This window comes from Mycobacterium sp. 3519A (assembly GCF_900240945.1).
GTDB lineage: Bacteria > Actinomycetota > Actinomycetes > Mycobacteriales > Mycobacteriaceae > Mycobacterium.
The window spans coordinates 15,047-36,759 of sequence record NZ_OESG01000013.1; the positions used below are offsets into that span (position 1 = coordinate 15,047).

Genomic DNA, 21,713 nt, shown 5'->3' on the forward strand with positions numbered 1-21,713 from the left:
TCTCTCCAACACAGGATGCCCCCCGGATTATTGCCGGTCCCAAGCGGTCCCGCGTTATGGGCGCTACGTTCGAGTTCCGGTTGGTTTCAATAGCAGGCATTCCGGCTAGCCGGAATGAAATGACGATTGACTTCTGCGAGGCTGAAGCAGTGTATTGCCGTGGGTTGCGATATGCGTTGTCTGATCGTTGACGACAGCGCCGACTTTCGCGATGCCGCGAGCGCCATGCTCGAGCGCGCGGGGATCGACGTTGTCGGAAAAGCATCGAATAGCGCTGAGGCGCTTCGATTTTACGAGGACATGCATCCCGACGTGGCGCTGGTCGACGTCGACCTCGGCGGTGAAGACGGCTTCGAGCTCGCAGAACTACTCGACCGCGTGAGCGCGGCGGCGAGCAGGCTGGCGGTCATTTTGGTGTCGACGTACGCCGAGTCGGACCTGGAAGAGATGATCCACGCCAGCCCGGCAGTGGGCTTCTTGCAGAAGTTCTCGTTGTCCCCCGACGCGATCCGAAATCTGCTGAAGGTCAGCGGGCCTCGAGGTAGGTGATCACCGCGCGGACGCGGCGGTGGTCGTCCCCGGTCTCCGGCAGATTGAGCTTGGTCAGGATGCTGCGGACATGCTTTTCGACGGTGCCCTCGGTGACCCAGAGTCGCCTGGCGATACCGGCATTCGACCGGCCCTCGGCCATCAGCATCAGCACCTCTTGCTCGCGCGAGCTCAGCACGGCCAACGGGTCGTCACGGCGGCGCGCCGACACCAATTCCTGAACCAGGGCGGGATCGACCACCGAGGCGCCCTTGGACACGCGTTCCAAGGTATCGACGAAGTCCGCGACATCGGTGACCCGGGTTTTCAGCAGATAGCCGATGGCGTGCCCGCTGGCCAGCAGTTCGGTCGCATGCTCGACCTCCACATGCGCGGACAGCACCAGAATGCCGGTATCGGGCAGTTCGGCGCGGATCACCTTGGCCGCGTCGAGCCCCTCGGTGGTGTGCGTCGGCGGCATCCGGATGTCGACGACGACGAGTTGCGGTTTGCGGTCGCGAACCAGGGCAAGCAATTCCGTCGCATCGGCGGCCTGCCCCACCACCTCGAAACCCGAACGTTCGAGCAGGCTGGCCAGTCCCTCGCGCAACAGCACGTCGTCGTCGGCGACGACGACCTGCACGGCAGACATGATGTTCCTTCCGGCGCCGGGATGTAACAGGGCGAACCCACCACTCTTGCACGGAACTCACAGTCCGGGCGGCAAGATTGGAGCTAGCAGGTACGGCGTTCTCGGGGTAGCGGGAATGCCGAATTGCGGTCAGCGTTGACGACTTCGAGGCACCCGGCCGCGAGAGTTGTACCCCATGACCACCGCCTCGCACTGGCTGGACGAGTCCCACACGACGAGCGCACTCGAAAATCCTCGCACGCTCGAAAGGTACCTCGTTGAGGCGGTCGGCACATTCGGGCTGGTCCTGACGGTCGGTGTGGCTCTGTGCCGCGGCCCATCCGTTGCGGCGCTGGGCCTCGGCGCGGTCGTGATGGTGCTGATCTACGCGGGCGGCTACCGCGTGGGCGCGCATCTCAATCCGGCCATCACCCTGGCCGCGACGTTGCGGGGCCGGATTCCGATCGGTGAGGCGGCCGCACGCTGGACCACTCAGCTCGCCGCCGGGTTGTGCGCGGCAATCGCCACCCGGCTGACTGTCGGAGCGGGGCAGTCGGCGGTGGGCATGATGTTGGGCGGTCGGGTGCTGGTGCTGGCGTTCGGCGCGGAACTGTTGTTCACTTTCGTCCTCGCATACGTGGTGTTCAGTTACGGCCAATCGCGGCCGGCGCCGAACAGTCTGTGGCACTTGAGTATTCCAGTGACGGTCCTTGCGGGCTCGGTGGACGTCGCGGCGTTGTTCGGCAGCGTCTACCTGGTCAGCCAGGTGATCGCCGGAGCGTTCACGGCAATCGCGTTTCTCGCCATCGGTGCGGCGGCCCGCTGATGTTTCTGGAGCTGCGCATCCTCGGCGCGACGATCGTCGTCACCTCGCAGCCGCATAATCGGCGTTGCCGCGGGGTAGTCGACGATCATGGATACCGCAAAGTCGCTGTACCAACGGTGGATCAACGAGTTGTGGGCGGGCAAGCCGGTCGCGGCTGAGCTGGTCTCCGACGACTTCGTCGGGCACTGGCCCAACCGCGAGGTCCGCGGCCCCGACGAACTGCAGTCAGTCGTCGACGAGACGCACGCGATGTTCACCGAGTTGCAATTCGTCATCGAGGTCGAACCGTTCGCCGAGCGCGATCTGGTCGCGGCGCGCTGGATCGGCACCGGCGCGACGGCACAGGGCCCCGCGCGGTTCACCGGAAACGACATCCTGCGCGTCGCCGACGACCGGTTCGTCGAGTACTGGACGGGCACGTCGACGGGCTAACCCGCCGCGTCCTGCAGCAGTTGACGCAACCGCTCGATCGGGTCCCCCGCGCCCGGGTTCAGCCGCAGCGGTCCGGTCGGCTCGTCGGGCCGCGGTGACGTCGTCGGGCCTCCCGGCGGCGCGGGTGGCGGCGCTGCGGGCGGGGGCGGTAGCGGTGCGGGAGGTGCCGTCCCGAGGTTCGCCATCTTGGTGTTCAGCCGGTTCGCCGCGTCGTCGCGGATGGCCCGGCGCTCGGGGTCCGGATCGGCGTTGCCGGCGAAGCACTCCTCCGGCGCGGCGCCGATGACGCCGAGCGCACCGCTGTAGAACGCATGTGCGGCGTCCGGTCGCCCCTCCCAGGCGGCCAGGTCGCCCTGGCGCTCGCGGACCAGTTCGAGGTTCACGCGTGCCTCACACGCCAGGCCGGAGTCGGCGCTGGCCAGCGTCTCGGAGAACTGGGTGTCGGCCTCGTCGAGGCGGCCCTCGAGCACAGCCAGCGTTCCCGCCGCGAACGACGCCTTCGCCGGTTCGATGACGTTGACGATCCGCATCGTCGCCACGTCCGTGCGAAGCGCAGGCACTTGGCCATCGGCGAAATGTGTGGCCGCGGCATGCCCCGCGATCACCGCCGAGATCAGCTTCGCGGCGGTCAGCAGCGCGACGACGACGACCGGCGCCGAGAACAGCAGCAGGCGCCGGCGCAACCGCAGCCGGGCGGGCACATGTCTCACCATGGCGTCGTCCGTGTCCTGCGAAGTTCGCGAACCGTGAGGAACAGTTCGAACAACAGCAGCACCGACGCCGGCAGCGTGAACACCCAGTACAGCTCCGTGGTCGCGGCCGTCGGGCTGACCGTATTCGGCTGTGTCCCGGCAGGATTCGATGTGACGGTGGTCTGGGGGAGCGGCTCACCGGGCTGCCGGTGCGCGTAGGGCACCCCGAGTTGTCCGGCGATGAGCTGCAGGCGGGCCTGGTCCAATCTCGGCGGGTCGCCGTAACCCAGTACCGCTCCGCCGTCGACCGTGCCCGCCACCGGCTCGAATTCGGCCTGCGGCGCACTGGATCCGCTGGCGCCCGACCCGAAGTAGAACACCAGGTTGGCCGAATCGCGGTACTGCTGTCCGGCGGCAATGAGTTGATAACGCAGCACATTCGCGGCGGCGCCCGCATCGGCGGTCGACTCCCCGTCCGGTTCGTTGTACGGCACCAGTCGGGCGGTCAGCGGCTGCAGGCTCCACACATCCTCGGAGAGCGGCCAATCCAGCGAGGCCCGCGACGAGAACGCGATCAGCGCGAACCGGGCGTGCGGGTAACGGGTGAGCAACCCGTTGATGTCGGAGCGGATGCCGTCCGTGTCGGCCTCCGGCGATCGGTCCACCACCAGGAACACATTGACGTTCTCACCGCCCGGCGTCGACGCCGCGGTCTGCTGACCGCCCGTCGCAAGGCTCGGCCGCATCGCGGCGATCATCATCAGCATGACCGCCAGCGTGAGTCCGCACCAGCGCCACACGGTGCCCCACCGCGCCCCCGCCGAGGTGTGCAACTGGTACATCGTGATCAGCCGAAGCGCGATCAGCGCCAACGCGATTGCGCCGAGCAGCGCCGGCGGCAGCACCGGGTCGAACCTCATCGCCGCAACACCGCCAACGAGACACACAGCAGCGCGGAGGCGATGACGGCGACGGCGAGCGGAAGGGCGGGCGCATCCGATCGCCACCCGAGCACCGTCGCGCCGCCGGGAAGGCCGGCCTCAGGTGGCCGCTGGCCGATGCGGTCCAAGTCAGCGGGCAGCGTGGATTCCAAGGGGTCGTAATAGAAGAACTGCCCGTTCGTGGCTTCGGTGATGGACCGCAGGCCGGCCTCTCGGCCGCGCGGCGAGGTGGTGACGGCGTTGATCTGAACGCCTGCCTTCGCCGCCATCTCGGTGACACGTTGGCCGACGAACAACGCGGGCCGACTCTCGTCGGGCGCCCGAATCGAACTGGGGCCCAGATAGATCACCGAACGGCCGTGGGTGCTCTTGGTATCGAACGACGGAAACCCGGTCATGCACAACGCGAGGACATCGTCGATGCTGGGCGCGTAGTCGACGTAGGACACCGTTGGGGCGAACGCGGCGGCGTTGGCTCGACCCGACGTGGCGAAGTTCCCGAATTGCCCTGCGGCGTACTGGTAGTCGCGGGTCAACGGCACCACGCGCCGCGTCGGTGAGGTCAGCCCGATGCGCTGGGTGCCGAACGTCTTGGCCTTGGCCGCGTAATAGGTGAGGAACTCGGAGGTGGCCGCGTCGGACAGCGGCGCCCCGACGCACAGCATGATGTCCTGCGGCACATCACCTTCCGGCGTCCACGACCATGCGGTGGGCCGCGCGCTTGCAAGCACAGCGGCGCAGAACACCGTCGACACCAGCCCGAGGGTGACGACCATGGCGAGCATTCGCATGCGCGCCAGCCGGGCGTAGTCCGGCAGCCGGGTCAACCGCGAGGTGTTGGCCAGCGGCCGCAACGTCCTGCGGGCATCCTCTTTCGCCGACAGCACCGCCAGGGCGACGGCCCCTGCCAGACAGCCGGATCCGACGACGGCGACCGGCCACCAACTCAGCTCCACGTCCGTATCAACTCCTCGGCCGTGTCCGCGAGATCGGCCATGTCCTCGCGTGACTGCGCGTTGAACCGGACATCGTTGAGCGCGGCGATCACCGGACCGGCGGCGGCCAGTTCGCTGGCCATGATCGCGCCGACGTGCATGTACTGGGCCGGTGTCCCGGTGGCCTGGTGCAGGAAGCTACGCAGCGAGGACCCGATCCGCGCGCCTGCCTCCGCTGCGGTGAGCGCGCCGGAGCGATGCCCGGCGACCGCTCGACGAATGCTGCGAGAGAACCTCCTGCGCAACACGTAGCCGTGCCACGACCGGATCACCGGGATCCGACGCAGCTGCCGTGACGGCAACGTCCAGACGAATACCACTGTGTACCAGGCGATCACCACCACGATCAGCGTCAGCGCCAACCACAGCCACCAGAGCGAATACGGCGGAGTGCCGCTGACGAACCGCAGCAGGTCATCCGGCACGGGCGAACACCTCCGTCATCTCGACGAGGCGGTGCCGGATATCCGTGCTGCCGGCGATGATGGTGTGCGGTATGGCGTTCGCGGTCATGAACTGGGTGAGCCGCTGGGCTCTTTCCCTTTCGGCGCGGCGATACGCGGCGATGATCCGGGGGCCCAGTGTGGCGCCGCTCATCACGAACTGCCCGGTGGCCACGTCGTAGCCGCTGCGGTCGTCGTCGGTGCCCGTCACCGCTGGCATATCGGCCACCATCGCCCACAACACGTCGTGGCGGGCACGCAGGCGCGCGACGGTGTCGGCGAGACGGTCGTCGACCTCGGGTTCGTCGGACACCACGACCAGCAGCAGCGGGTGCCGGTAATGCGTTGCGACATAGTCGAGTTGACACGCGATGTCACTGGGCCCCTGCTGTTCGCGGGTATGGGTTTGGAATCGGTGCAGCATGCTCTCGATGTGCGTTTCGCCGCGGCGCGCCGGGATGTTGACGCAGCCGCGACCGTCGCCGTACACCAGGCCGATCTGGTCGGCACGGCCGATGGTGATCAACCCGACCGCGCCCAGGATATTCGTGGCGACATCGCGTTTCGTCTCTCCGCTTGGCGTCGACGCCGACATGTTGCGGCCCGCGTCGGCGACAAGGAGGATCTTGTGGTGCTTCTCGGAGACGAAGCGCTTGATCAACACCGCGCCGGACCGGGCCGAGGCCTTCCAGTCGATGTCGCGGACGTCGTCGCCGGGGACGTACGGTCGCAACTCGTCGAATTCCATGCTGCGGGTGTGCAACAGGGCGTAGCGGCCGCCTTCCAACATGCCACGGGTGTCCGTGCCGAAATGCGCCTTGGCCCTGTTGAGATGCTTGCCCACCGCGACCTCTAGGGCACCCGCACCGCTTGCAGCACGGCATCGATGACCACATCCGGCGTGATGTTGGCGCTCACCGCCTCGAAGCCGAGGATCAGTCGGTGCCGCAGCACCCGGTGGGCGAGTCTGGCGATGTCGTCGGGGATGACGTGGGCACGACCGGAAAGCACCGCGAGCGCTCGCGCGGACTGGCACAGCGCAATGGTGGCGCGCGGGCTGGCGCCGTATTCCACAACGCGGCCAAGGTTTTTCGGCAGATATTGCTCGGGTGTGCGGGTTACGTTGACCAGTCTGCTGGCGTACAGCATCAAGGTTCGGTCCATGTGGACGTTGCGGACGACATGCTGCAGACGGCGAATGTCGTCGAGACCCACCACCGCGCGGGTGCGACGGTTGCGGTCGTACACACCGGCATCCATCCGTGCCATCACCTCGACCTCTTGCTCCGAGGACGGATAGCTCAGTACGTCTTTGAGCATGAACCGGTCGGTCTGCGCTTCGGAAAGCGGATAGGTGCCTTCCTGATCGACGGGGTTCTGGGTGGCGATCACCAGAAAGGGCTCCGGGATCGGATACACCCGGCCCGCGATGGTGGTCTGGCGTTCCTCCATCGCCTCCAGCATCGCGCTCTGCGTTTTGGCGCTCGACCGGTTGATCTCGTCGAGCAGCACGATGTTGCTGTGCACCGGTCCCAACTGCGTGACGAACGAATGCGTCTCGGCTTCGTACACCTGGGTGCCGATGATGTCGCTGGGCAGCAGGTCCGGTGTGCACTGGATGCGTTGGAATCCGCCGTGGATGGCTTCGGCGACGACCCGGGCCGCCGTCGTCTTGGCCAGCCCGGGAACGCTCTCGATCAGGATGTGCCCGCCCGCGAGCAGTCCGATCAGCAGCGACTCACGCAGGTGCTCCTGGCCGACCACCTTGGCCGAGAACGCGTCGGCGATCGCGCCGACGACGCGCTGGGCCTCGGCCACGTCGGACTGCACGCGTGCTGCGGTCATGGATGCCTCTCGAGGGGGGAACGAAGTGCGTTGAGTACCCGGGCCAGGGTATTCGCACACCGGCGTCAGGCGGTCAGCCGAACGCCAAGGCCAGCGCCACCGCCACGGCCCACACCAGCATCGTCAGGCCGGTGTCGCGCAACACCGGGATCAGGTCCTTATTACCGAGACCCCGCCGGACCGGACCGGACGCCCGAAAGGCGAACGGCGCCGCGATCAACCCCACCGCACACCACGGGGTCGCCAGCATCAGCACCAGCGTCAGCGCGAAGGCGACGAGCAGCAGCGCGTGGTACAGCACGCGGGTGCGGGCGTCGCCGAGGCGCACCGCGAGCGTGATCTTGCCGGACTCGGTGTCGGTCGGGATGTCGCGCAGGTTGTTGGCCACCAGCACCGCCGACGACAGCGAACCCATCGCCACCGCCAACGCCAACCCGACCCAGTCCACCCGCAGCGCCTGCGTGTACTGCGTGCCCAGCACCGCGACGAGGCCGAAGAACACGAACACCGCGACCTCGCCGAGACCGAGGTATCCGTACGGCTTGGACCCGCCGGTGTACAGCCAGGCCCCGGCGATGCATGCCGCGCCGACGGCGATCAGCCACGGCGCGGACAACCACGCCAGCACCAGACCGGCCACCGCCGCCACGCCGAGGCTCACCACCGCGGCCGTCAGCACCGCGCGCGGTGCGGCCAGTTTCGAGCCGACCAGTCGCAGCGGGCCCGCCCGGACGTCGTCGGTGCCGCGGATGCCGTCGGAGTAGTCGTTGGCGTAGTTGACGCCGACGATCATCGCGACCGCGACGACCAATGCCAGCAACGCCTTCCACCAGCACGCGGCATGCAGCCAAGCGGCGCCACCGGTGCCTGCGATCACCGGCGCGATCGCATTGGGCAACGTCCGCGGGCGGGCGCCCTCGACCCATTGCGCGAAACTGGCCACGAGCGTCATCGTCGCATGACGCAGAATGGTCGCCGTGTTAGGTGTCATCGGCGGCAGCGGTTTCTATACGTTCTTCGGTCCCGACGCCCGCAGCATCAATCTGGATACGCCGTACGGTCCGCCGAGCGCGCCGATCACGGTGGGCACCGTCGGCCAGCACGAGGTCGCATTCCTGCCGCGGCACGGCGTCAAGCACGAGTTCTCGCCGCACACCGTGCCGTACCGCGCCAACATGTGGGCGCTGAGGGCGCTGGGTGTGCGCCGCATCTTCGGGCCGTGCGCGGTCGGCAGCCTCACCGCCGAGTTGGGGCCGGGCGCCATGGTGGTGCCCGATCAACTGGTCGACCGCACCACGGGCCGCGCCGACACCTACTTCGACTCCGGCGGCATCCACGTGGCGTTCGCCGATCCGTACTGCCCGACGCTGCGGGCGGCGGCGGCCGATCTGCCCGGCGTGGTCGACGGCGGCACGATGGTGGTGATCCAGGGGCCCAGGTTCTCCACCCGCGCCGAGAGCCAGTGGTTCGCGTCTCAGGGCTTCACGCTGGTCAACATGACCGGTTATCCCGAGGCGGTGCTCGCCAGGGAACTCGAAATGTGTTACGCCGCCATCGCTTTGGTCACCGACCTGGATGCGGGCATCGATGCCGGGACGGCGGTGCGGGCGGTTGACGTGTTCGCCGAGTTCGAACGCAACTTGGTGCCGTTCAAGAAGTTGGTGCTCGAGGCCATCGAGAGTGTGACGACCGAACGCACCTGTACCCATTGCCTGCCGCATGAGGGTGTCGAACTGCCCTTCGAGCTGCCGTGAGGGTGCTGTTGACCGGCGCGGCCGGGTTCATCGGATCGCGGGTGGCCGCGGCGCTGACCGAGCAGGGCCACGACGTGGTGGCGGTCGACGCGATGCTGTCCGCCGCGCACGGGGCGAAAGCCGAGCTGCCGCAAGGTGTTCAGCGTGTCGACGTACGCGACGCCGCGGCGCTGGCGCCACTGCTCGACGGCGTCGACGTGGTGTGTCACCAGGCCGCGGTGGTCGGCGCCGGGGTGGATGCCGCAGACGCGCCGTCCTACGGCAGCCACAACGACTTCGGCACCGCGGTGCTGCTCGCCGAGATGTTCGCCGCAGGCTGTCAGCGGCTGGTGCTGGCGTCGTCGATGGTGGTGTACGGGCAGGGCCGGTTCGAATGCGCCGAACACGGACTCGTCGACCCGCCACCGCGGACCAGGGCCGACCTCGACGCCGGGATCTTCGAACACCGCTGCCCGATCTGCGGGCAGCAGGTGGGCTGGCGGTTGGTGGATGAGGATGCCCCGTTGCGGCCGCGCAGTCTCTATGCGGCGAGCAAGACCGCGCAGGAACATTACGCACTGGCGTGGGCCGAGTCGACGGGTGGCTCCGTGGTGGCGCTGCGCTATCACAACGTCTACGGCCCCGGCATGCCGAGGGATACGCCGTACTCGGGGGTGGCGGCGATCTTCCGCAGTCAACTCGAAGCCGGCGACGTGCCAAGGGTTTTCGAGGATGGCGGCCAGATGCGCGACTTCGTCCACGTCGACGACGTCGCCGCTGCCAACGTGGCCGCGGTCAACAGTGAACTGGGCGGGTTCTCGGCGTTCAACGTCTGCTCGGGGCGGCCGATCCCGATCCTGGAGGTGGCCACCGAACTGTGTGAGGCTCGCGGCGATGCGCTGCCGGTCGTCACCGGCCAATACCGCAGCGGCGACGTGCGCCACATCGTGGCCGATCCGGCCCGCGCCGCCGACGTGCTCGGATTCCGGGCGGCCGTCGATCCACGCGACGGACTGCGGGAGTTCGCGTATGCCCCGCTTCGGGCGTAGCAGTTTCACCTAGTACAACTGGTGGAATGAAGCCAGCGATCTGCGAGCAGTTCGGCATCGATTTCCCCCTGTTCGCGTTCAGTCATTGCAGAGACGTGGTGGCCGCGGTCACCAACGCGGGCGGGTTCGGCGTTCTGGGGGCGACGGCGTTCACCCCCGACTGGCTGGACAAGGAGTTGTCGTGGATCGACGAGCACGTCGGCGGCAAACCGTACGGCGTCGATCTGATCGTGCCCGCCAAGTTCGAGGGCAAGGGTGAGAAGCTCAAACCCGGCGAATTGGCGTCGCGGATTCCCGACGAGTACCGCGGGTTCATCACCGACCTGCTCTCGGCGCACGGCATCGAACCCGAGGAGGCGCCGCGGACCGGCCCTTCGTTCCTGTCGGGGGACACCGGTGCCGACCTGCTCGACGTCGCCTTCGGGCACCCGATCAAGCTGATCGCCAACGCGCTCGGGGTGCCGCCGGACTACATGATCGACGCGGGTAAGGAGCGGGGCGTACCGGTGGCCGCGCTGGTCGGCGCCAAGGAGCACGCGGCCAAGCAGGTGCAGGCCGGGGTCGACCTGATCGTCGCGCAGGGCACCGAGGCCGGCGGCCACTGCGGCGAGGTGACGACGCTGGTGCTGATCCCGGAGGTGATCGAAGCGATCGGCGGCGCGGTGCCGGTGCTGGCCGCGGGCGGCATCGTGACCGGCAGGCAGATGGCCGCCACCGTCGCGATGGGCGCCGACGGTGCGTGGACCGGGTCGGTGTGGTTGACCACGGAGGAGGCCGAGACCGCGCCGCACACCGTGCAGAAGATGCTGGCGGCCACGTCGCGGGACACCGTACGGTCGGCGGGCCGGACCGGAAAGCCTGCGCGACAACTGAAGTCGGAGTGGACCGACGCATGGCTGCCGAACGAAGGCGGTCAGAAGCCGCTGCCGCTGCCGCTGCAGTCGATGTTGAGCGAGCCGGTCATCCGCCGGGTCGACATGCTGGCGTCGCAGGGCCACGAAGGTGCCCAAGCGTTGGCCACCTACTTCGTCGGCCAGGGGGTGGGCCTCATGAACAAGGTGAAACCCGCGCGCGAAGTAGTGCGCGAGTTCATCGAGGACTACCTGGCGGCGACGGAGCGGCTGAGCAACTCGCTGCCGGACTGACCGCGTTACGGCACGCTGACGCAGCCCACACCTGGCACGCAACCGCCTCCGCCACCGGGGCCGCCGCCACCGGTCGGGCCGCCGGGAATCGAGCCGCCGCCGCCCCCAGGGCCACCGCCGCCGGTGGGACCGCCCGGAACGCCGCCGCCACCACCTTCTGGGCCGCCGCCGCCGGTGGGACCGCCGGGAACGCCGCCGCCGCCACCTTCTGGACCACCGCCGCCGGTGGGACCGCCCGGAACCGCGGTCCCGGTGGTCGTCGCCGGGGCGGGAGTGGTCGTTGAGGTGTCCGACGTGGTGGTCGTTGTCGTCGACGTGGTGGTCTCGCCGCCGTTGTCACCACCGCCGCAGCCGACCGCCAACACCATCGCCGCCGCGCCGCCGAACAGCGCCAGACTCGTTCTTGCACCCGATTTCATGGCGGCAGTGTTACCCGCTGCCACAGCGTCGAAACGCTAGTCGTCGAACGCGATGCGCACGGAGATCGGATCGCTCTCCATGGCGCGCATGGCCAGCGCGGAGGCCGTCTGGCTGAACTTGCTGTCGCCGCCGATGCTCCGGGCGCGGGCGCGTACGTCGTCGTTCGGCTCGAAAGTGGCTGTGCCGCTACGCCATTGGTTGTCGATCCGGACGCGTACCTTCGGATTGGCTGCGATGTTGTGAGCCCATCCGGCCCGGCGGCCGTGCTGCGAGATCACCCAGATGCCCTTGTCGTCGGCGCGTCCGGTGAGAGGTACGCGTCGCGGCTGGCCGGTCTTGGCGCCGGTGGTCTCCAATTCCACGACCAACGATGAGCGCAGTCCGATCCGGTCCATCGCCGCGACGAGCGGATTGACGACGGTGCGCCCCACCCGTCGCTCGAACTTGAACTTGCGCAGCCCTTTGCCGACCATGGGTACCGACGATAGTAGAACGATCACTCAAGTACAAGACGTGGCCCCGCGCCGGTGCCAAACCAGGTGCCGGATTGCCCGCGTACCGAGCGACAACGTAGCGACAACGAGATTGTCGCTACGTACGTGGGCAATTTGAGACGTGACCTCCGAGGACGCGGGCCTAGTCGGCCAGCGGCAACCGCACCTCGAAACGCGCGCCCGTGCCGAGGTTGTGCGCCGACAACGTGCCGCGATGTGCCTGCACCAACCCGGCGGCGATGGCAAGCCCCAACCCCGATCCGCTCGGCAGTGACGAGTCCGCCCGCGGCACCCGGTCGTTGGAACCGCGGTACGCGACGTCGAACACCCGCGGCAGATCGGCCTCGTCTATGCCAACCCCGGTGTCGTCGACGCGGGCCCATGCGCCGTGCTCGTCGGAACCCAGCGCCAGCAGCACCTTGCCGCCGGACGGCGTATGTGCGATCGCGTTCGCGACCAGATTGGACAGCACTCGCACCAGCGCCCGGTCGCTGCCGAGCACCTGCACCGGCTTGTCCGGCAACTCCGCCTTCAACAGCACCCCGGCCCGCTCGGCGGCGATCCGGTGTGCGGCAAGCACATCGTCGATAACCTCGTCGAGCGCGACCTTGTCGAGCACCGGTTCCACCGCGCCCGCATTGATCTTGGACATCTCGAACAGGTCGTCGACCATCTCGGAGAGCCGAATCGATTCCTGTTCAATGGTTTTCGCGTGTACCCGAACCTCGGAATCGGGAACCACGCCGTCGGCGATGGCCTCCGACACCGCCCGGATACCCGCCAGCGGCGTGCGCAGGTCGTGGCTGACGAACGCCACCAACCGGCGGCGGGAATGCTCAGCGGCGCGTTCGGAATCGCGAATCTCCTGCTCCCACACCGTCCTTCGCGCCTGATAGCGCGCCAGCATCACCGCGGCAGGAAGGGTCACCACCGACACAATGACCAGCACGACGGCGGTGCGCTCGAACGTCTCGGTGATCATGAACCCGCTGGCGCCCAGCACGCCGGTGAACGTCGCCAACACCGGGATCAGCACCAGTGCCACCATGCTGACCGCCAGCGACCACGACCGCGCCAACCGGATGATGATCGCCCCCGCGAGCACCACGGGCACCGAGCACGCCAGCGCCCACGCGGCGATCTCCCACAAGTCATTCGGCATTGTTGCCATCCCACAGGTATCCGCGGCCCCACACGGTCTGCACCCGATGGTGTTCGCCGAGTTTGGACCGTAGCCGCTTGACGTGCACGGTGACCGTCGACAGGTCGCCGAAGTCCCAACGCCACACTTCCTTCAGCAACTCCTCGCGCGAGAACACGGTGTCGCTATGGGTGAGGAAGAACGTCAGCAGATCGAACTCGCGGTTGGTCAAGCTGACGGGCTCGCCGGCGATAGTCACCGACCGCGCGGCGGTCGAGACGGTCATCTCGCCGACGGTGATGTCCATCTGCAGCGTGTTGACCGGTGAGGCGGCCCGCCGCAGCACCGAGCGCACGCGCAGCGCCAACTCGCGCGGGCTGAACGGCTTGGTGACGTAATCGTCCGCCCCGGCCTCCAGGCCCGCGATCCGGTCGTCCTCCTCGCCGAGCGCGGTCAGCAGGATCACCGGCATGGCGTAACCGCCGCGCTGCCGCAGGCTGCGGCACAGCGTGAGGCCGTCCGGCCCCGGCATCATCACGTCGAGCACCGCGACGTCGATGTGCTGGGAGCCGAGTAGCCGCATCGCCTCGGCGCCGTCGTGTGCGATCGAGACGTCCAGGCCGTCGCGCTCGAGGTACCGGCGCACGACATCACGCACGACCATGTCGTCGTCGGCGATCAGTACGCGCGTCATGGTTAAGACCTTAATCCGGCGATACCGCTACCTGCGCCTATGTCATTGTTCCGTCACTGTTCGCGCGTTGCCGACCGCAACCGCGACGGCCTAACGTCGGAAACCATGCCCGACGTCACGGTGGTGCTGCCCTGTCTCAACGAGGCGTCGTCGCTCCCGGGGGTCCTTGCCGCCATGCCCGACGGCTATCGGCCACTGGTGGTCGACAACAACAGCACCGACGGCACCGCGGACGTCGCGCGCAGGCACGGCGCCGAGGTGGTCGCCGAACAGCGGCCCGGCTACGGGTCTGCGGTGCACGCCGGGGTGGTGGCGGCCACGACGCCGATCGTGGCGGTCATCGACGCCGACGGCTCCCTCGACGCTCGCGAGCTGCCGGCCCTGGTGGACGAACTGGACCGCGGCGCCGATCTGGCCATCGGTCGCCGCCGCGCCGTCGCCGGGCTGCGCTGGCCATGGCATGCGCGCCTCGGCACCGCAGCGGTGTGCTGGCGGCTGCGCAACCGCTATGGACTCGCCGTTCACGACATCGCGCCGATGCGGGTGGTCCGCCGCGACGCGCTGCTGGCGCTGGGCGTCACCGACCGCAGGTCCGGCTATCCGCTGGAACTGTTGGTCCGCGCGGCGCAAGCCGGTTGGCGGGTGGTGGAACGCGACGTCGCCTACGGCCCGCGCACCGGAGGCAAGTCAAAGGTCAGTGGGTCGATACGGGGGAGTTTCATTGCTGCGCTTGACTTCTGGCGCGTGATCTCGTGATTCCGGTCGTGGTGCTGGTGGTGGCCAAGGCGCCCGTGCCTGGCCAGGCCAAGACCAGGTTGGCGGCCACCGTGGGAGACCGGGCAGCTGCGGACATCGCCGCGGCGGCACTGCTGGACACGCTGGACGCAGTGGTCGCGGCGCCCGTCGCCGCGCGGGTGGTGGCACTGACCGGCGACCTCGACAGCGCCGCCGCAGGAGCCGAAATACGTTCGCGCCTCGCCGATTTCACGGTGGTGCCACAGCGCGGCGAGGACTTCGCGGCCAGATTGGCCAACGGGCACGCCGACGCCGCGGCTGCGACCAACGGCTTGCCCGTGCTGCAGATCGGCATGGACACCCCGCAGGTGACCGGCGAACTGCTGGCCGAATGCGCCCGCGAACTGCTGGCCGCCGACGCGGTGCTCGGCCTAGCGCGCGACGGCGGTTGGTGGATACTCGGCGTCACCGATGCGGCAGCCGCCGACTGCCTGCGCACGATTCCGATGTCGCGATCCGACACCGGCGCGGTAACGCTGGCCGCGCTGTCCGACACCGTCGCGGATGTGAAAATCCTTGCGACGCTTGCCGATGTGGACACCGTCGACGATGTCGAGGCTGTCCGTGCCCGATGCGCGCTGGACAGTCGGTTCGCGCGCGCGACCGCCGGGGTCAGCCATGCTGGGTAACCTCTACGACCGCGCGCTGGACGGCGAGCGCTGCTGGCTTCGACACGACGACGGCCGCCTCGATCGGCTGCCGGTGCGCAGGTGGCTTGGCGGCCGGAACGCCGATGCACATTTCGATCGAACGCTGGTCGAGATGTGCAGCGGACCGACTATCGACTTAGGGTGTGGCCCAGGGCGTTTGGTTGCGACGCTGGTGCAGCGCGGAGTGCCCGCGCTCGGGGTTGATCAGTCGGCCACCGCGGTCACCCTGGCGCGCCGCAGCGGTGCTCCCGCCCTGCGCCGCGACGTGTTCGACCCATTGCCGGGGGCCGGGCGGTGGCACACCGTGCTGCTGGCCGACGGCAATGTCGGACTTGGCGGAGACCCGTGGCGGATCCTGCGGCGCGCTGGCGAACTGCTGCGTCAGGGCGGGCGCTGTCTTGTCGAATTCGATTCGGCTACCGAGGGAATCCACACCGGATGGGTTCGGCTCGAGTCGGCCCGTGCGATCGGCCCGTGGTTCCAGTGGGCATCGGTAGGTATCGACTGCGCAGCGCGACTCGCCGACGACGTGGGTCTCACGGTCGCGGGCATCCATCCGATCGGCCGCCGCGTGGTGGCCAGCCTGTCGGCGGGCGGGGCGTAGCACTCAACTGGTCATACCGGCGAACATCCCGGGCTGGTAGTTGCCTGCCGGATTCCGCACGATCACGTTCATCCGGTTGGCCGCATTGATCAGCGCGACCAGGCACACCAACGCCGCGATCTGATCGTCGTCGTAGTGCTTACGCACCTGCGTCCAGGTCTCGTCGGACACTCCCTCGTGAGCATCGGCAAGTCGGGTGCCCTCCTCGGCCAACGCCAGCGCCGCGCGTTCGGCGTCGGTGAACACGATCGCCTCACGCCACGCCGCGACCAGGTTCAGCCGCACCGCGTCTTCACCTGCGGCCGCCGCCTCCTTGGTGTGCATGTCGACGCAGACGGCGCAGCCGTTGATCTGACTCGCCCGCAGGCTGACCAACTCCTGGGTGGCCTTCGGCAGCGTCGACTGGTCGAGCACCAGGCTGGCGTTGACGAACCGCTTGGCGAACTTGCCTGCCACGTCGTTGTTCATCAGATCGAATCGGGCGTCCATTGCTTCCTCCTCTGTCGTGGTGCACATCAGATGTCGGCGGCCCGCCGTTTGTGACAACCGGGCCCGATGTCACAAATCGGCGGCCACTGGTGTCATATGGACATGTCCGACGTCGCAACCCAGGTCTTCCTGGCGCATCGCAACCTGCTTTTCACCGCGGCCTACGAATTGCTCGGCTCGGCCGCCGACGCCGAAGACGTGCTGCAGGAGACCTGGCTGCGGTGGGTGAACGTGGACCTCGACACGGTGCGCGATCAGCGCGCGTATCTGGTCCGGATCGCTACCCGGCAGGCGCTGGGCCGGTTGCGGACGCTGGGGCGCCGCAGGGAGGCCTACGTCGGGCCCTGGCTGCCGGAGCCGCTGCTGACCACGCCCGATGTGGCCGAGGACGTCGAATTGGCGGACAGCGTCTCGATGGCGATGTTGCTGGTGCTGGAGACGTTGACACCGACCGAACGCGCGGTGTTCCTGCTGCGTGAGGTGTTCGAATTGGAGTACGACGAAATCGCCGAGGCCGTCGACAAGACTCCGGCCGCGGTCCGCCAGATCGCCCACCGGGCGCGGTCACATGTAGCCGCACGCAGGCCGCGCGGCGTCGTGTCCTCCGACGAATCCCGGGATGCGCTGAAGGCGTTCCAACGCGCGATCGAAACCGGCGATCTGCAGGGTCTGGTCGATGTCCTCGCGCCTGACGTGGTGATGTTGAGCGACGGCGGCGGCGTCAAACAGGCGCTGCCGCGGCCCATCCGCGGCGCACACCGGGTGGCGCGCCTGCTGGGTGTGGGCCTGCCGAGGCTCGTCGGCGAGGTCTCTGTCGAACCGGTGCAGATCAACGGCGGGCCCGCGCTGATCATCCGGATCGACGGGGAGATCGACAACGTCGTCGCGGTGCGTATCGACGACGGGCTGGTCTCGGGGCTGTACATCGTGCGCAATCCCGAGAAGTTGTCGTACGTGAATCGCGAGACCGCGTTGGGCCGTTGACTACCAGTTCGTCAGGATGAAGTGGTTGAGCAGCAGTGCGCCGATGACGTTGAGTGCCAGCCACCAACGCTGTGACTGCGACGGCAACAAGGCGCCCGCGGCGGTGAGCCACACCATGAACGGCAACCAAATGCGTTCGGTCTCAGCCTTACTCAGCATCGACAGGTCTGCGCACAGGATCGACAACAGCGCGCCGAGCACCACCAGGTGCAGCCCGGAGCGGCGCTTGATCGCCGCGATGTCGAACACCCTGCCGATCCCGGCAACGCTGCCGAGCCCGATCGCGCACACCACCGACGCCAGGTTCGCCCACGACCAGTATTGGAACGGCCGGTCGTTCGCAATGCCCTGCCAATAACGGTGCTGCACCAGCGTGTAGCCGTCGAACCACCAGAATCCCGCCAGCGCGAACAGGCCGACGACCGCCAGTGCGGCAACCACCGCGGGCGCCAGGGCCGTGACTGCCGACCGCCAATTCGCCGCCGCGAGCAGCACGGCCACCGCAGGCAACGCCATCAGGCCGAGGCCATAGTTGAGGAAGATGCCCCAGCCGAGCAACAGTCCCGAACCAACCGCGGCCAGCACGGGCCATCGCACCGTGCGCCGGACCGCCAACGCCAGCAGCGCGATACCCCAGGCCGCCACCCCCGCGAAGTAGCCGTCCGCCGACACCGCGACCCAGATGGCCGTCGGCGCCACCGCGACGAACGGTGCCGCCGACCTGGCGGTGGCCTCGTCCGCCAACGTGCGCAGCGCGACGACGATCGCTGCCGCGGCACTCGAGCCGACGAGCAGGCACAGCAACCCCGCCCACGCACCACCGCCCAGCCCGATGCGGTCGAGCCAGACGAACGTCAACAATGCACCGGGCGGATGCCCGGACACGTGCGTGATCCACGAATTCGGTTGGAAGTCAGGGATTCTGCTCGCAAAAGTGCGCACCGCGGTTGGGATGTCGGTGATGGTGGGCACCTGGCGCAGGTATTCATTTTGTGCGGCGAGGCGATGCGCGAAGCCGCGGTACCAACCGTCGATCATCGCCAGCGAGAACGCCCACGCGCACGACGTGGCCCATGCGGCCCATGGCACAACACGCCACGGCAGACGCGCCGCGACGGCCTGCCCCCACAGCACCGCGGCGACGCCGATCACGATCGCCGGGCCGGTGCCCCACCCGATATGCGCGTTCCACCACCCGAAGATCGGCGCGGTGTCGGCGAAGCTGTGTAACCGGGCGGGCGACGCGCGGATCAGCGGCGTGACGATGCCCAGATGCAGATGCGGGACGACGAACGCCGCGACCACCAGAAGCGCGCCGACGGCGACCGCCACCGTCTCCTTGCGACCGATCCGCACGAACGCCAGCCTATTCGGCGCCCGCCGCAACTAATCTGACCATTCGATGACTACTGACGCGACGCCGCTCTTCGGCAGCACACGCCTGGCTGAACGCATCGAGCGCGCCGAGATGCAGATGATCACCAGCGCGACCGAGGTCGCCAGGCAACGCGTGGGCGCGACGGTGTTCGTGGTTCCGATCGCGGGCGGCGCCGCGTGCTACGCCGGGGACGGCTCGCCACTGAACAAGATCGTCGGTCTCGGCTTCGGCGGAGTGCCGGACGACGACGCGCTCGACGCGATCGAACAGGACTTCGCTGCGCGCGGCGCCGGGACACGGGTCGAACTGACCAACCTCGCCGACCCCGCGATCGGCGCGGCCATGACCGCTCGCGGCTACCAACTGGTGTCGTTCGAGAACGTGCTTGGGCGGTCGCTGGACGGCGACCTGGAGGCGGTCACGCCGCCTGGCGTCGAGGTCCGGCCCAGCGACGACCCTGCGGCGTGGCTCGAGGTCGTCGTCGATGGGTTCGCGCACCCCGACGACGAGGGCGTGCCCTCGCACGAGGACTTCCCTCGCGAGATCATCGAGAATGTGATCAGCGACACCGAACAGGCAGGCGCCAAACCGTATCTCGCGCGCCGCGACGGCGTGGTCGCCGGCGGCGGCAGCATGCGCATCTCCGACGGTGTCGCGCAGTTGACCGGTGCCGCGACGTCACCCGCGCACCGCAGACGCGGCGTGCAGACCGCGCTGCTGGCCGCGCGACTGGCCGACGCCGTGCGCGCCGGCTGCGACATCGCCGTCGTCACCACCGCGCCAGGGTCGAAGTCGCAGCAGAACGTTGCGCGCAGGGGCTTTCATCTGCTCTACACCCGCGCGGTGCTGGTCAAAGGCTGATTCGTACTAATCGGTCCATAACGCGCGTACACTGGCGGGATGCCTCGACCCCGCAAGTTCGACGAAGGCGACGTGATTGCCGCCGCACGCGACGAGTTCTGGTCGCGCGGGTACGCCGCGACTTCCGTCGACGACCTGACCTCGGCCACCGGTCTCGGCAAGGGCTCGCTCTACGGCGCGTTCGGCGATAAGCATGCGCTGTTCATGAGGGCTCTCGACGACTACATCGGCTCCGCGATGGACCGCGTTCGCGCTGCACTACGGGATCCCAGGTACAGCGCCTACGACCGACTGGTCCGGCACATCCGCGGGCAGGTTAAGGACATCAACGCAGACAAATCACGCCGCGGTTGCATGATGGCCAAGAGCGCGGCCGAACTGAGCGCCACCGACGACGTCGTGGGACATGCGATCGAAAACGCCTATGGGACATGGGCGTCCGAACTCGCTCAATGCATCGAAGAGGCCCAGCGCGACGGCGCCATCGACAAGAAGCAGAACCCGCAGGCGCTGGCCACCACGGTGCTGGCGTTCATGCGCGGCCAGGAGGCGCTGCACAAGGGCGGGGCCAAACCCGCTGCGCTCAAGGCCGCCGCCGAGCAGATGATCTCTCTGCTGTCGGCGGACTAGATCGTATGGGGAGGCTGGGGCCTCACTGCATGTGAACGTGGGTTGCCGACAGGAATCGGGTCCTGGCCGGTAGAGCCACAGATGTAGGAGGCCCCAGTGATACGTGAGCGTACGAGTGTTGGTTTGGATGTGCACGCACGTTCAGTCGTTGCGTGCGGTTTGGATCGGGAAACCGGTGAAGTCGTTGAGCGGCGGCTGACACCGGACCATCGCGGCATCCTCTCGTGGATCGAGGGTTTACCGGGACCGGTGGCGGTGACCTATGAGGCCGGTCCGACCGGATTCTGTCTGGCACGGGCCCTGGAGGCGGCGGGGATCGAGTGTCAGGTCGCGGCGCCCTCGAAACTGATCCGCCCGGCCGGGGATCGAGTCAAGACCGATGCTCGCGATGCCGCGCATCTGGCTCGGCTGTTGCATCTCGGTCAGATCACCGCGGTCACGGTGCCCACCGCTGAGCAGGAAGCGGCCCGCGATCTGGTGCGGGCACGGGAAGACTGCCGCGGCGATCTGATGGCCGCGCGGCACCGGCTGTCGAAACTGCTTCTGCGGCAGGGAATCGTGTATTACGACGGGAAGACCTGGACCGGACGTCATGAGGTGTGGTTGCGCCAGCAGCGTTTCGACAGGCCTGCATTGCAGTTGACCTATGACGCTGCGTTTGACGCCATGACGGCGTGTGTGGATCGACGGGAACGGTTGGAGGCAGCGATCGAGGCACTGGCCGCCGATAGCGAGTTCACCCCCGTGGTGCGACGGCTGGGATGTATCCGCGGGATCGCCACGCTGACGGCGTTCGGGTTGGCGACCGAGATCGGGGACTGGCACCGGTTGTCTGGCCGCACCATTGGTGCCTACCTGGGCCTGGTCCCGTCCGAATGCTCTTCCGGTAGCAGTCGAGTACAGGGCGAGGTGACCAAGACCGGCAACAAGCACGTACGACGGCTGCTGGTCGAAGCGGCGTGGCACCACCGCAGCCCGTACCGGCCGGGGCCGATGTTGCGTCGTCGTTGGGATCTGGCGTCCCCGGCGGCACGGGCTCGCGGACAAGCCGCCAACCGACGCCTGCATCAGCGGTGGACCAATTTCGATCAACGCCGGAAACGTTCCGTGGTCGCCAACATCGCGGTGGCCAGAGAACTGGCCGGCTGGTGCTGGTCGCTGGCGGTACTCGACCAGTAGCCAGCCCACGGCGTCCAGATGACGAACTCGGCCGGTGACGGCAAGCGTCTCGGAGTGATCCGCGTCTGTTCTATGAGCAATTGCGTTGCCCAGCAACATGATCACGCTCGACCCTAGATGGCGGCCAACTCCGA

General features: G+C 68.1%; 27 protein-coding genes. 13 read left to right on the forward strand and 14 right to left on the reverse strand.

Features of this window, described 5'->3' with window-relative positions; all coding sequences use genetic code 11:
• Positions 1 to 171: 171 nt before the first annotated feature.
• The gene (locus C1A30_RS07875; protein WP_101947740.1) at positions 172 to 549 is read left to right on the forward strand and encodes a response regulator; all 378 of its coding nucleotides are present in this window, start codon (positions 172 to 174) and stop codon (positions 547 to 549) included.
• Here C1A30_RS07875 and C1A30_RS07880 read toward each other — a convergent pair.
• Entirely contained in the window at positions 527 to 1,180 is a 654-nt protein-coding gene (locus C1A30_RS07880; protein WP_101947741.1) for a response regulator transcription factor, read from the reverse strand. The two genes, C1A30_RS07875 and C1A30_RS07880, sit on opposite strands and share 23 nt — an antisense overlap.
• A 175-nt stretch (positions 1,181 to 1,355) precedes the next feature.
• Here C1A30_RS07880 and C1A30_RS07885 point away from each other — a divergent pair, with 175 nt between their 5' ends.
• Together C1A30_RS07885 and C1A30_RS07890 are read left to right on the forward strand one after the other, a co-directional pair.
• The gene (locus tag C1A30_RS07885) at positions 1,356 to 1,985 is read left to right on the forward strand and encodes an aquaporin (RefSeq protein WP_101947742.1); all 630 of its coding nucleotides are present in this window, start codon (positions 1,356 to 1,358) and stop codon (positions 1,983 to 1,985) included.
• Positions 1,986 to 2,072: 87 nt separating this feature from the next.
• On the forward strand, positions 2,073 to 2,417 hold the full coding sequence (locus C1A30_RS07890) for an ester cyclase (RefSeq protein WP_101947743.1): 345 nt from the start codon (positions 2,073 to 2,075) through the stop codon (positions 2,415 to 2,417).
• Here the strand turns inward: C1A30_RS07890 and C1A30_RS07895 are convergent.
• The 7 genes from C1A30_RS07895 to C1A30_RS07925 form a co-directional block, all read right to left on the reverse strand.
• Complete coding sequence (locus C1A30_RS07895) at positions 2,414 to 3,130, reverse strand: hypothetical protein (protein ID WP_200828212.1); 717 nt, start codon at positions 3,128 to 3,130, stop codon at positions 2,414 to 2,416. The two genes, C1A30_RS07890 and C1A30_RS07895, sit on opposite strands and share 4 nt — an antisense overlap.
• Positions 3,124 to 4,029: a hypothetical protein gene (locus C1A30_RS07900; protein WP_101947744.1), complete on the reverse strand. Its 906-nt coding sequence runs from the start codon at positions 4,027 to 4,029 to the stop codon at positions 3,124 to 3,126. Before C1A30_RS07900 ends, C1A30_RS07895 begins: the two co-directional genes overlap by 7 nt.
• Positions 4,026 to 5,006: a hypothetical protein gene (locus C1A30_RS07905; RefSeq protein WP_101947745.1), complete on the reverse strand. Its 981-nt coding sequence runs from the start codon at positions 5,004 to 5,006 to the stop codon at positions 4,026 to 4,028. The genes C1A30_RS07900 and C1A30_RS07905 overlap by 4 nt, the downstream gene beginning before the upstream one ends.
• Entirely contained in the window at positions 4,997 to 5,470 is a 474-nt protein-coding gene (locus tag C1A30_RS07910; protein ID WP_101947746.1) for a hypothetical protein, read from the reverse strand. Before C1A30_RS07910 ends, C1A30_RS07905 begins: the two co-directional genes overlap by 10 nt.
• Positions 5,460 to 6,332 (reverse strand): DUF58 domain-containing protein, encoded by an 873-nt coding sequence (locus tag C1A30_RS07915; protein ID WP_101947747.1) that lies wholly within the window; start codon positions 6,330 to 6,332, stop codon positions 5,460 to 5,462. The genes C1A30_RS07910 and C1A30_RS07915 overlap by 11 nt, the downstream gene beginning before the upstream one ends.
• An 8-nt stretch (positions 6,333 to 6,340) precedes the next feature.
• Complete coding sequence (locus tag C1A30_RS07920) at positions 6,341 to 7,333, reverse strand: MoxR family ATPase (RefSeq protein ID WP_101947748.1); 993 nt, start codon at positions 7,331 to 7,333, stop codon at positions 6,341 to 6,343.
• A 73-nt stretch (positions 7,334 to 7,406) separates the two neighbouring features.
• Positions 7,407 to 8,276 (reverse strand): 1,4-dihydroxy-2-naphthoate polyprenyltransferase, encoded by an 870-nt coding sequence (locus C1A30_RS07925; RefSeq protein ID WP_101950047.1) that lies wholly within the window; start codon positions 8,274 to 8,276, stop codon positions 7,407 to 7,409.
• A 25-nt stretch (positions 8,277 to 8,301) separates the two neighbouring features.
• Between C1A30_RS07925 and C1A30_RS07930 the strand changes: the two genes are divergently transcribed.
• From C1A30_RS07930 to C1A30_RS07940, 3 genes are read left to right on the forward strand one after another with little or no spacing between them, the layout of a single operon-like run.
• Positions 8,302 to 9,087: an S-methyl-5'-thioadenosine phosphorylase gene (locus tag C1A30_RS07930; protein ID WP_101947749.1), complete on the forward strand. Its 786-nt coding sequence runs from the start codon at positions 8,302 to 8,304 to the stop codon at positions 9,085 to 9,087.
• Complete coding sequence (locus C1A30_RS07935) at positions 9,084 to 10,115, forward strand: NAD-dependent epimerase/dehydratase family protein (protein WP_101947750.1); 1,032 nt, start codon at positions 9,084 to 9,086, stop codon at positions 10,113 to 10,115. Before C1A30_RS07930 ends, C1A30_RS07935 begins: the two co-directional genes overlap by 4 nt.
• Positions 10,116 to 10,141: 26 nt before the next feature.
• Positions 10,142 to 11,260, forward strand: coding sequence for a nitronate monooxygenase family protein (locus C1A30_RS07940; protein ID WP_101947751.1), 1,119 nt, complete (start codon positions 10,142 to 10,144; stop codon positions 11,258 to 11,260).
• A gap of 5 nt (positions 11,261 to 11,265) precedes the next feature.
• Here the strand turns inward: C1A30_RS07940 and C1A30_RS35580 are convergent, their stop codons facing one another.
• The 4 genes from C1A30_RS35580 to C1A30_RS07960 form a co-directional block, all read right to left on the reverse strand.
• Positions 11,266 to 11,679 (reverse strand): hypothetical protein, encoded by a 414-nt coding sequence (locus C1A30_RS35580; protein WP_160112709.1) that lies wholly within the window; start codon positions 11,677 to 11,679, stop codon positions 11,266 to 11,268.
• A gap of 36 nt (positions 11,680 to 11,715) precedes the next feature.
• Positions 11,716 to 12,153 carry a nitroreductase/quinone reductase family protein gene (locus tag C1A30_RS07950; protein ID WP_101947752.1) on the reverse strand — a complete coding sequence of 146 codons (438 nt, stop codon included), beginning with the start codon at positions 12,151 to 12,153 and terminating at the stop codon, positions 11,716 to 11,718.
• Positions 12,154 to 12,316: 163 nt separating this feature from the next.
• On the reverse strand, positions 12,317 to 13,336 hold the full coding sequence (locus C1A30_RS07955; RefSeq protein ID WP_101947753.1) for a cell wall metabolism sensor histidine kinase WalK: 1,020 nt from the start codon (positions 13,334 to 13,336) through the stop codon (positions 12,317 to 12,319).
• On the reverse strand, positions 13,326 to 14,009 hold the full coding sequence (locus C1A30_RS07960) for a response regulator transcription factor (RefSeq protein WP_101947754.1): 684 nt from the start codon (positions 14,007 to 14,009) through the stop codon (positions 13,326 to 13,328). Before C1A30_RS07960 ends, C1A30_RS07955 begins: the two co-directional genes overlap by 11 nt.
• Before the next feature lie 105 nt (positions 14,010 to 14,114).
• On the opposite strand from C1A30_RS07960, the gene C1A30_RS07965 reads away from it, so the two are divergent.
• The 3 genes from C1A30_RS07965 to C1A30_RS07975 are packed head-to-tail and all read left to right on the forward strand — an operon-like array spanning position 14,115 to position 16,058.
• Positions 14,115 to 14,765, forward strand: a complete 651-nt coding sequence (locus tag C1A30_RS07965) for a glycosyltransferase family 2 protein (RefSeq protein WP_101950048.1) — start codon at positions 14,115 to 14,117, stop codon at positions 14,763 to 14,765.
• On the forward strand, positions 14,762 to 15,433 hold the full coding sequence (locus tag C1A30_RS07970; protein ID WP_101947755.1) for a DUF2064 domain-containing protein: 672 nt from the start codon (positions 14,762 to 14,764) through the stop codon (positions 15,431 to 15,433). Before C1A30_RS07965 ends, C1A30_RS07970 begins: the two co-directional genes overlap by 4 nt.
• A complete protein-coding gene (locus tag C1A30_RS07975; RefSeq protein ID WP_101947756.1) occupies positions 15,423 to 16,058 on the forward strand; it encodes a class I SAM-dependent methyltransferase in 636 nt (211 codons plus the stop codon). Before C1A30_RS07970 ends, C1A30_RS07975 begins: the two co-directional genes overlap by 11 nt.
• Before the next feature lie 3 nt (positions 16,059 to 16,061).
• Here the strand turns inward: C1A30_RS07975 and C1A30_RS07980 are convergent, their stop codons facing one another.
• Positions 16,062 to 16,547 carry a carboxymuconolactone decarboxylase family protein gene (locus tag C1A30_RS07980; RefSeq protein ID WP_101947757.1) on the reverse strand — a complete coding sequence of 162 codons (486 nt, stop codon included), beginning with the start codon at positions 16,545 to 16,547 and terminating at the stop codon, positions 16,062 to 16,064.
• Positions 16,548 to 16,643: 96 nt separating this feature from the next.
• Between C1A30_RS07980 and C1A30_RS07985 the strand changes: the two genes are divergently transcribed.
• On the forward strand, positions 16,644 to 17,531 hold the full coding sequence (locus C1A30_RS07985) for an RNA polymerase sigma-70 factor (RefSeq protein WP_200828213.1): 888 nt from the start codon (positions 16,644 to 16,646) through the stop codon (positions 17,529 to 17,531).
• On the opposite strand, the gene C1A30_RS07990 is transcribed toward C1A30_RS07985, so the two are convergent.
• Complete coding sequence (locus tag C1A30_RS07990) at positions 17,532 to 18,887, reverse strand: hypothetical protein (RefSeq protein WP_101950049.1); 1,356 nt, start codon at positions 18,885 to 18,887, stop codon at positions 17,532 to 17,534.
• Positions 18,888 to 18,933: 46 nt separating this feature from the next.
• Here C1A30_RS07990 and C1A30_RS07995 point away from each other — a divergent pair, with 46 nt between their 5' ends.
• The 3 genes from C1A30_RS07995 (at position 18,934) to C1A30_RS08005 (ending at position 21,579) form a co-directional block, all read left to right on the forward strand.
• Positions 18,934 to 19,770, forward strand: a complete 837-nt coding sequence (locus C1A30_RS07995) for a GNAT family N-acetyltransferase (RefSeq protein WP_101947759.1) — start codon at positions 18,934 to 18,936, stop codon at positions 19,768 to 19,770.
• Between the two features lie 39 nt (positions 19,771 to 19,809).
• The gene (locus C1A30_RS08000; RefSeq protein WP_101947760.1) at positions 19,810 to 20,400 is read left to right on the forward strand and encodes a TetR/AcrR family transcriptional regulator; all 591 of its coding nucleotides are present in this window, start codon (positions 19,810 to 19,812) and stop codon (positions 20,398 to 20,400) included.
• A gap of 96 nt (positions 20,401 to 20,496) precedes the next feature.
• Positions 20,497 to 21,579, forward strand: a complete 1,083-nt coding sequence (locus tag C1A30_RS08005; RefSeq protein WP_200828214.1) for an IS110 family transposase — start codon at positions 20,497 to 20,499, stop codon at positions 21,577 to 21,579.
• The last annotated feature ends 134 nt before the right edge of the window (positions 21,580 to 21,713 follow it).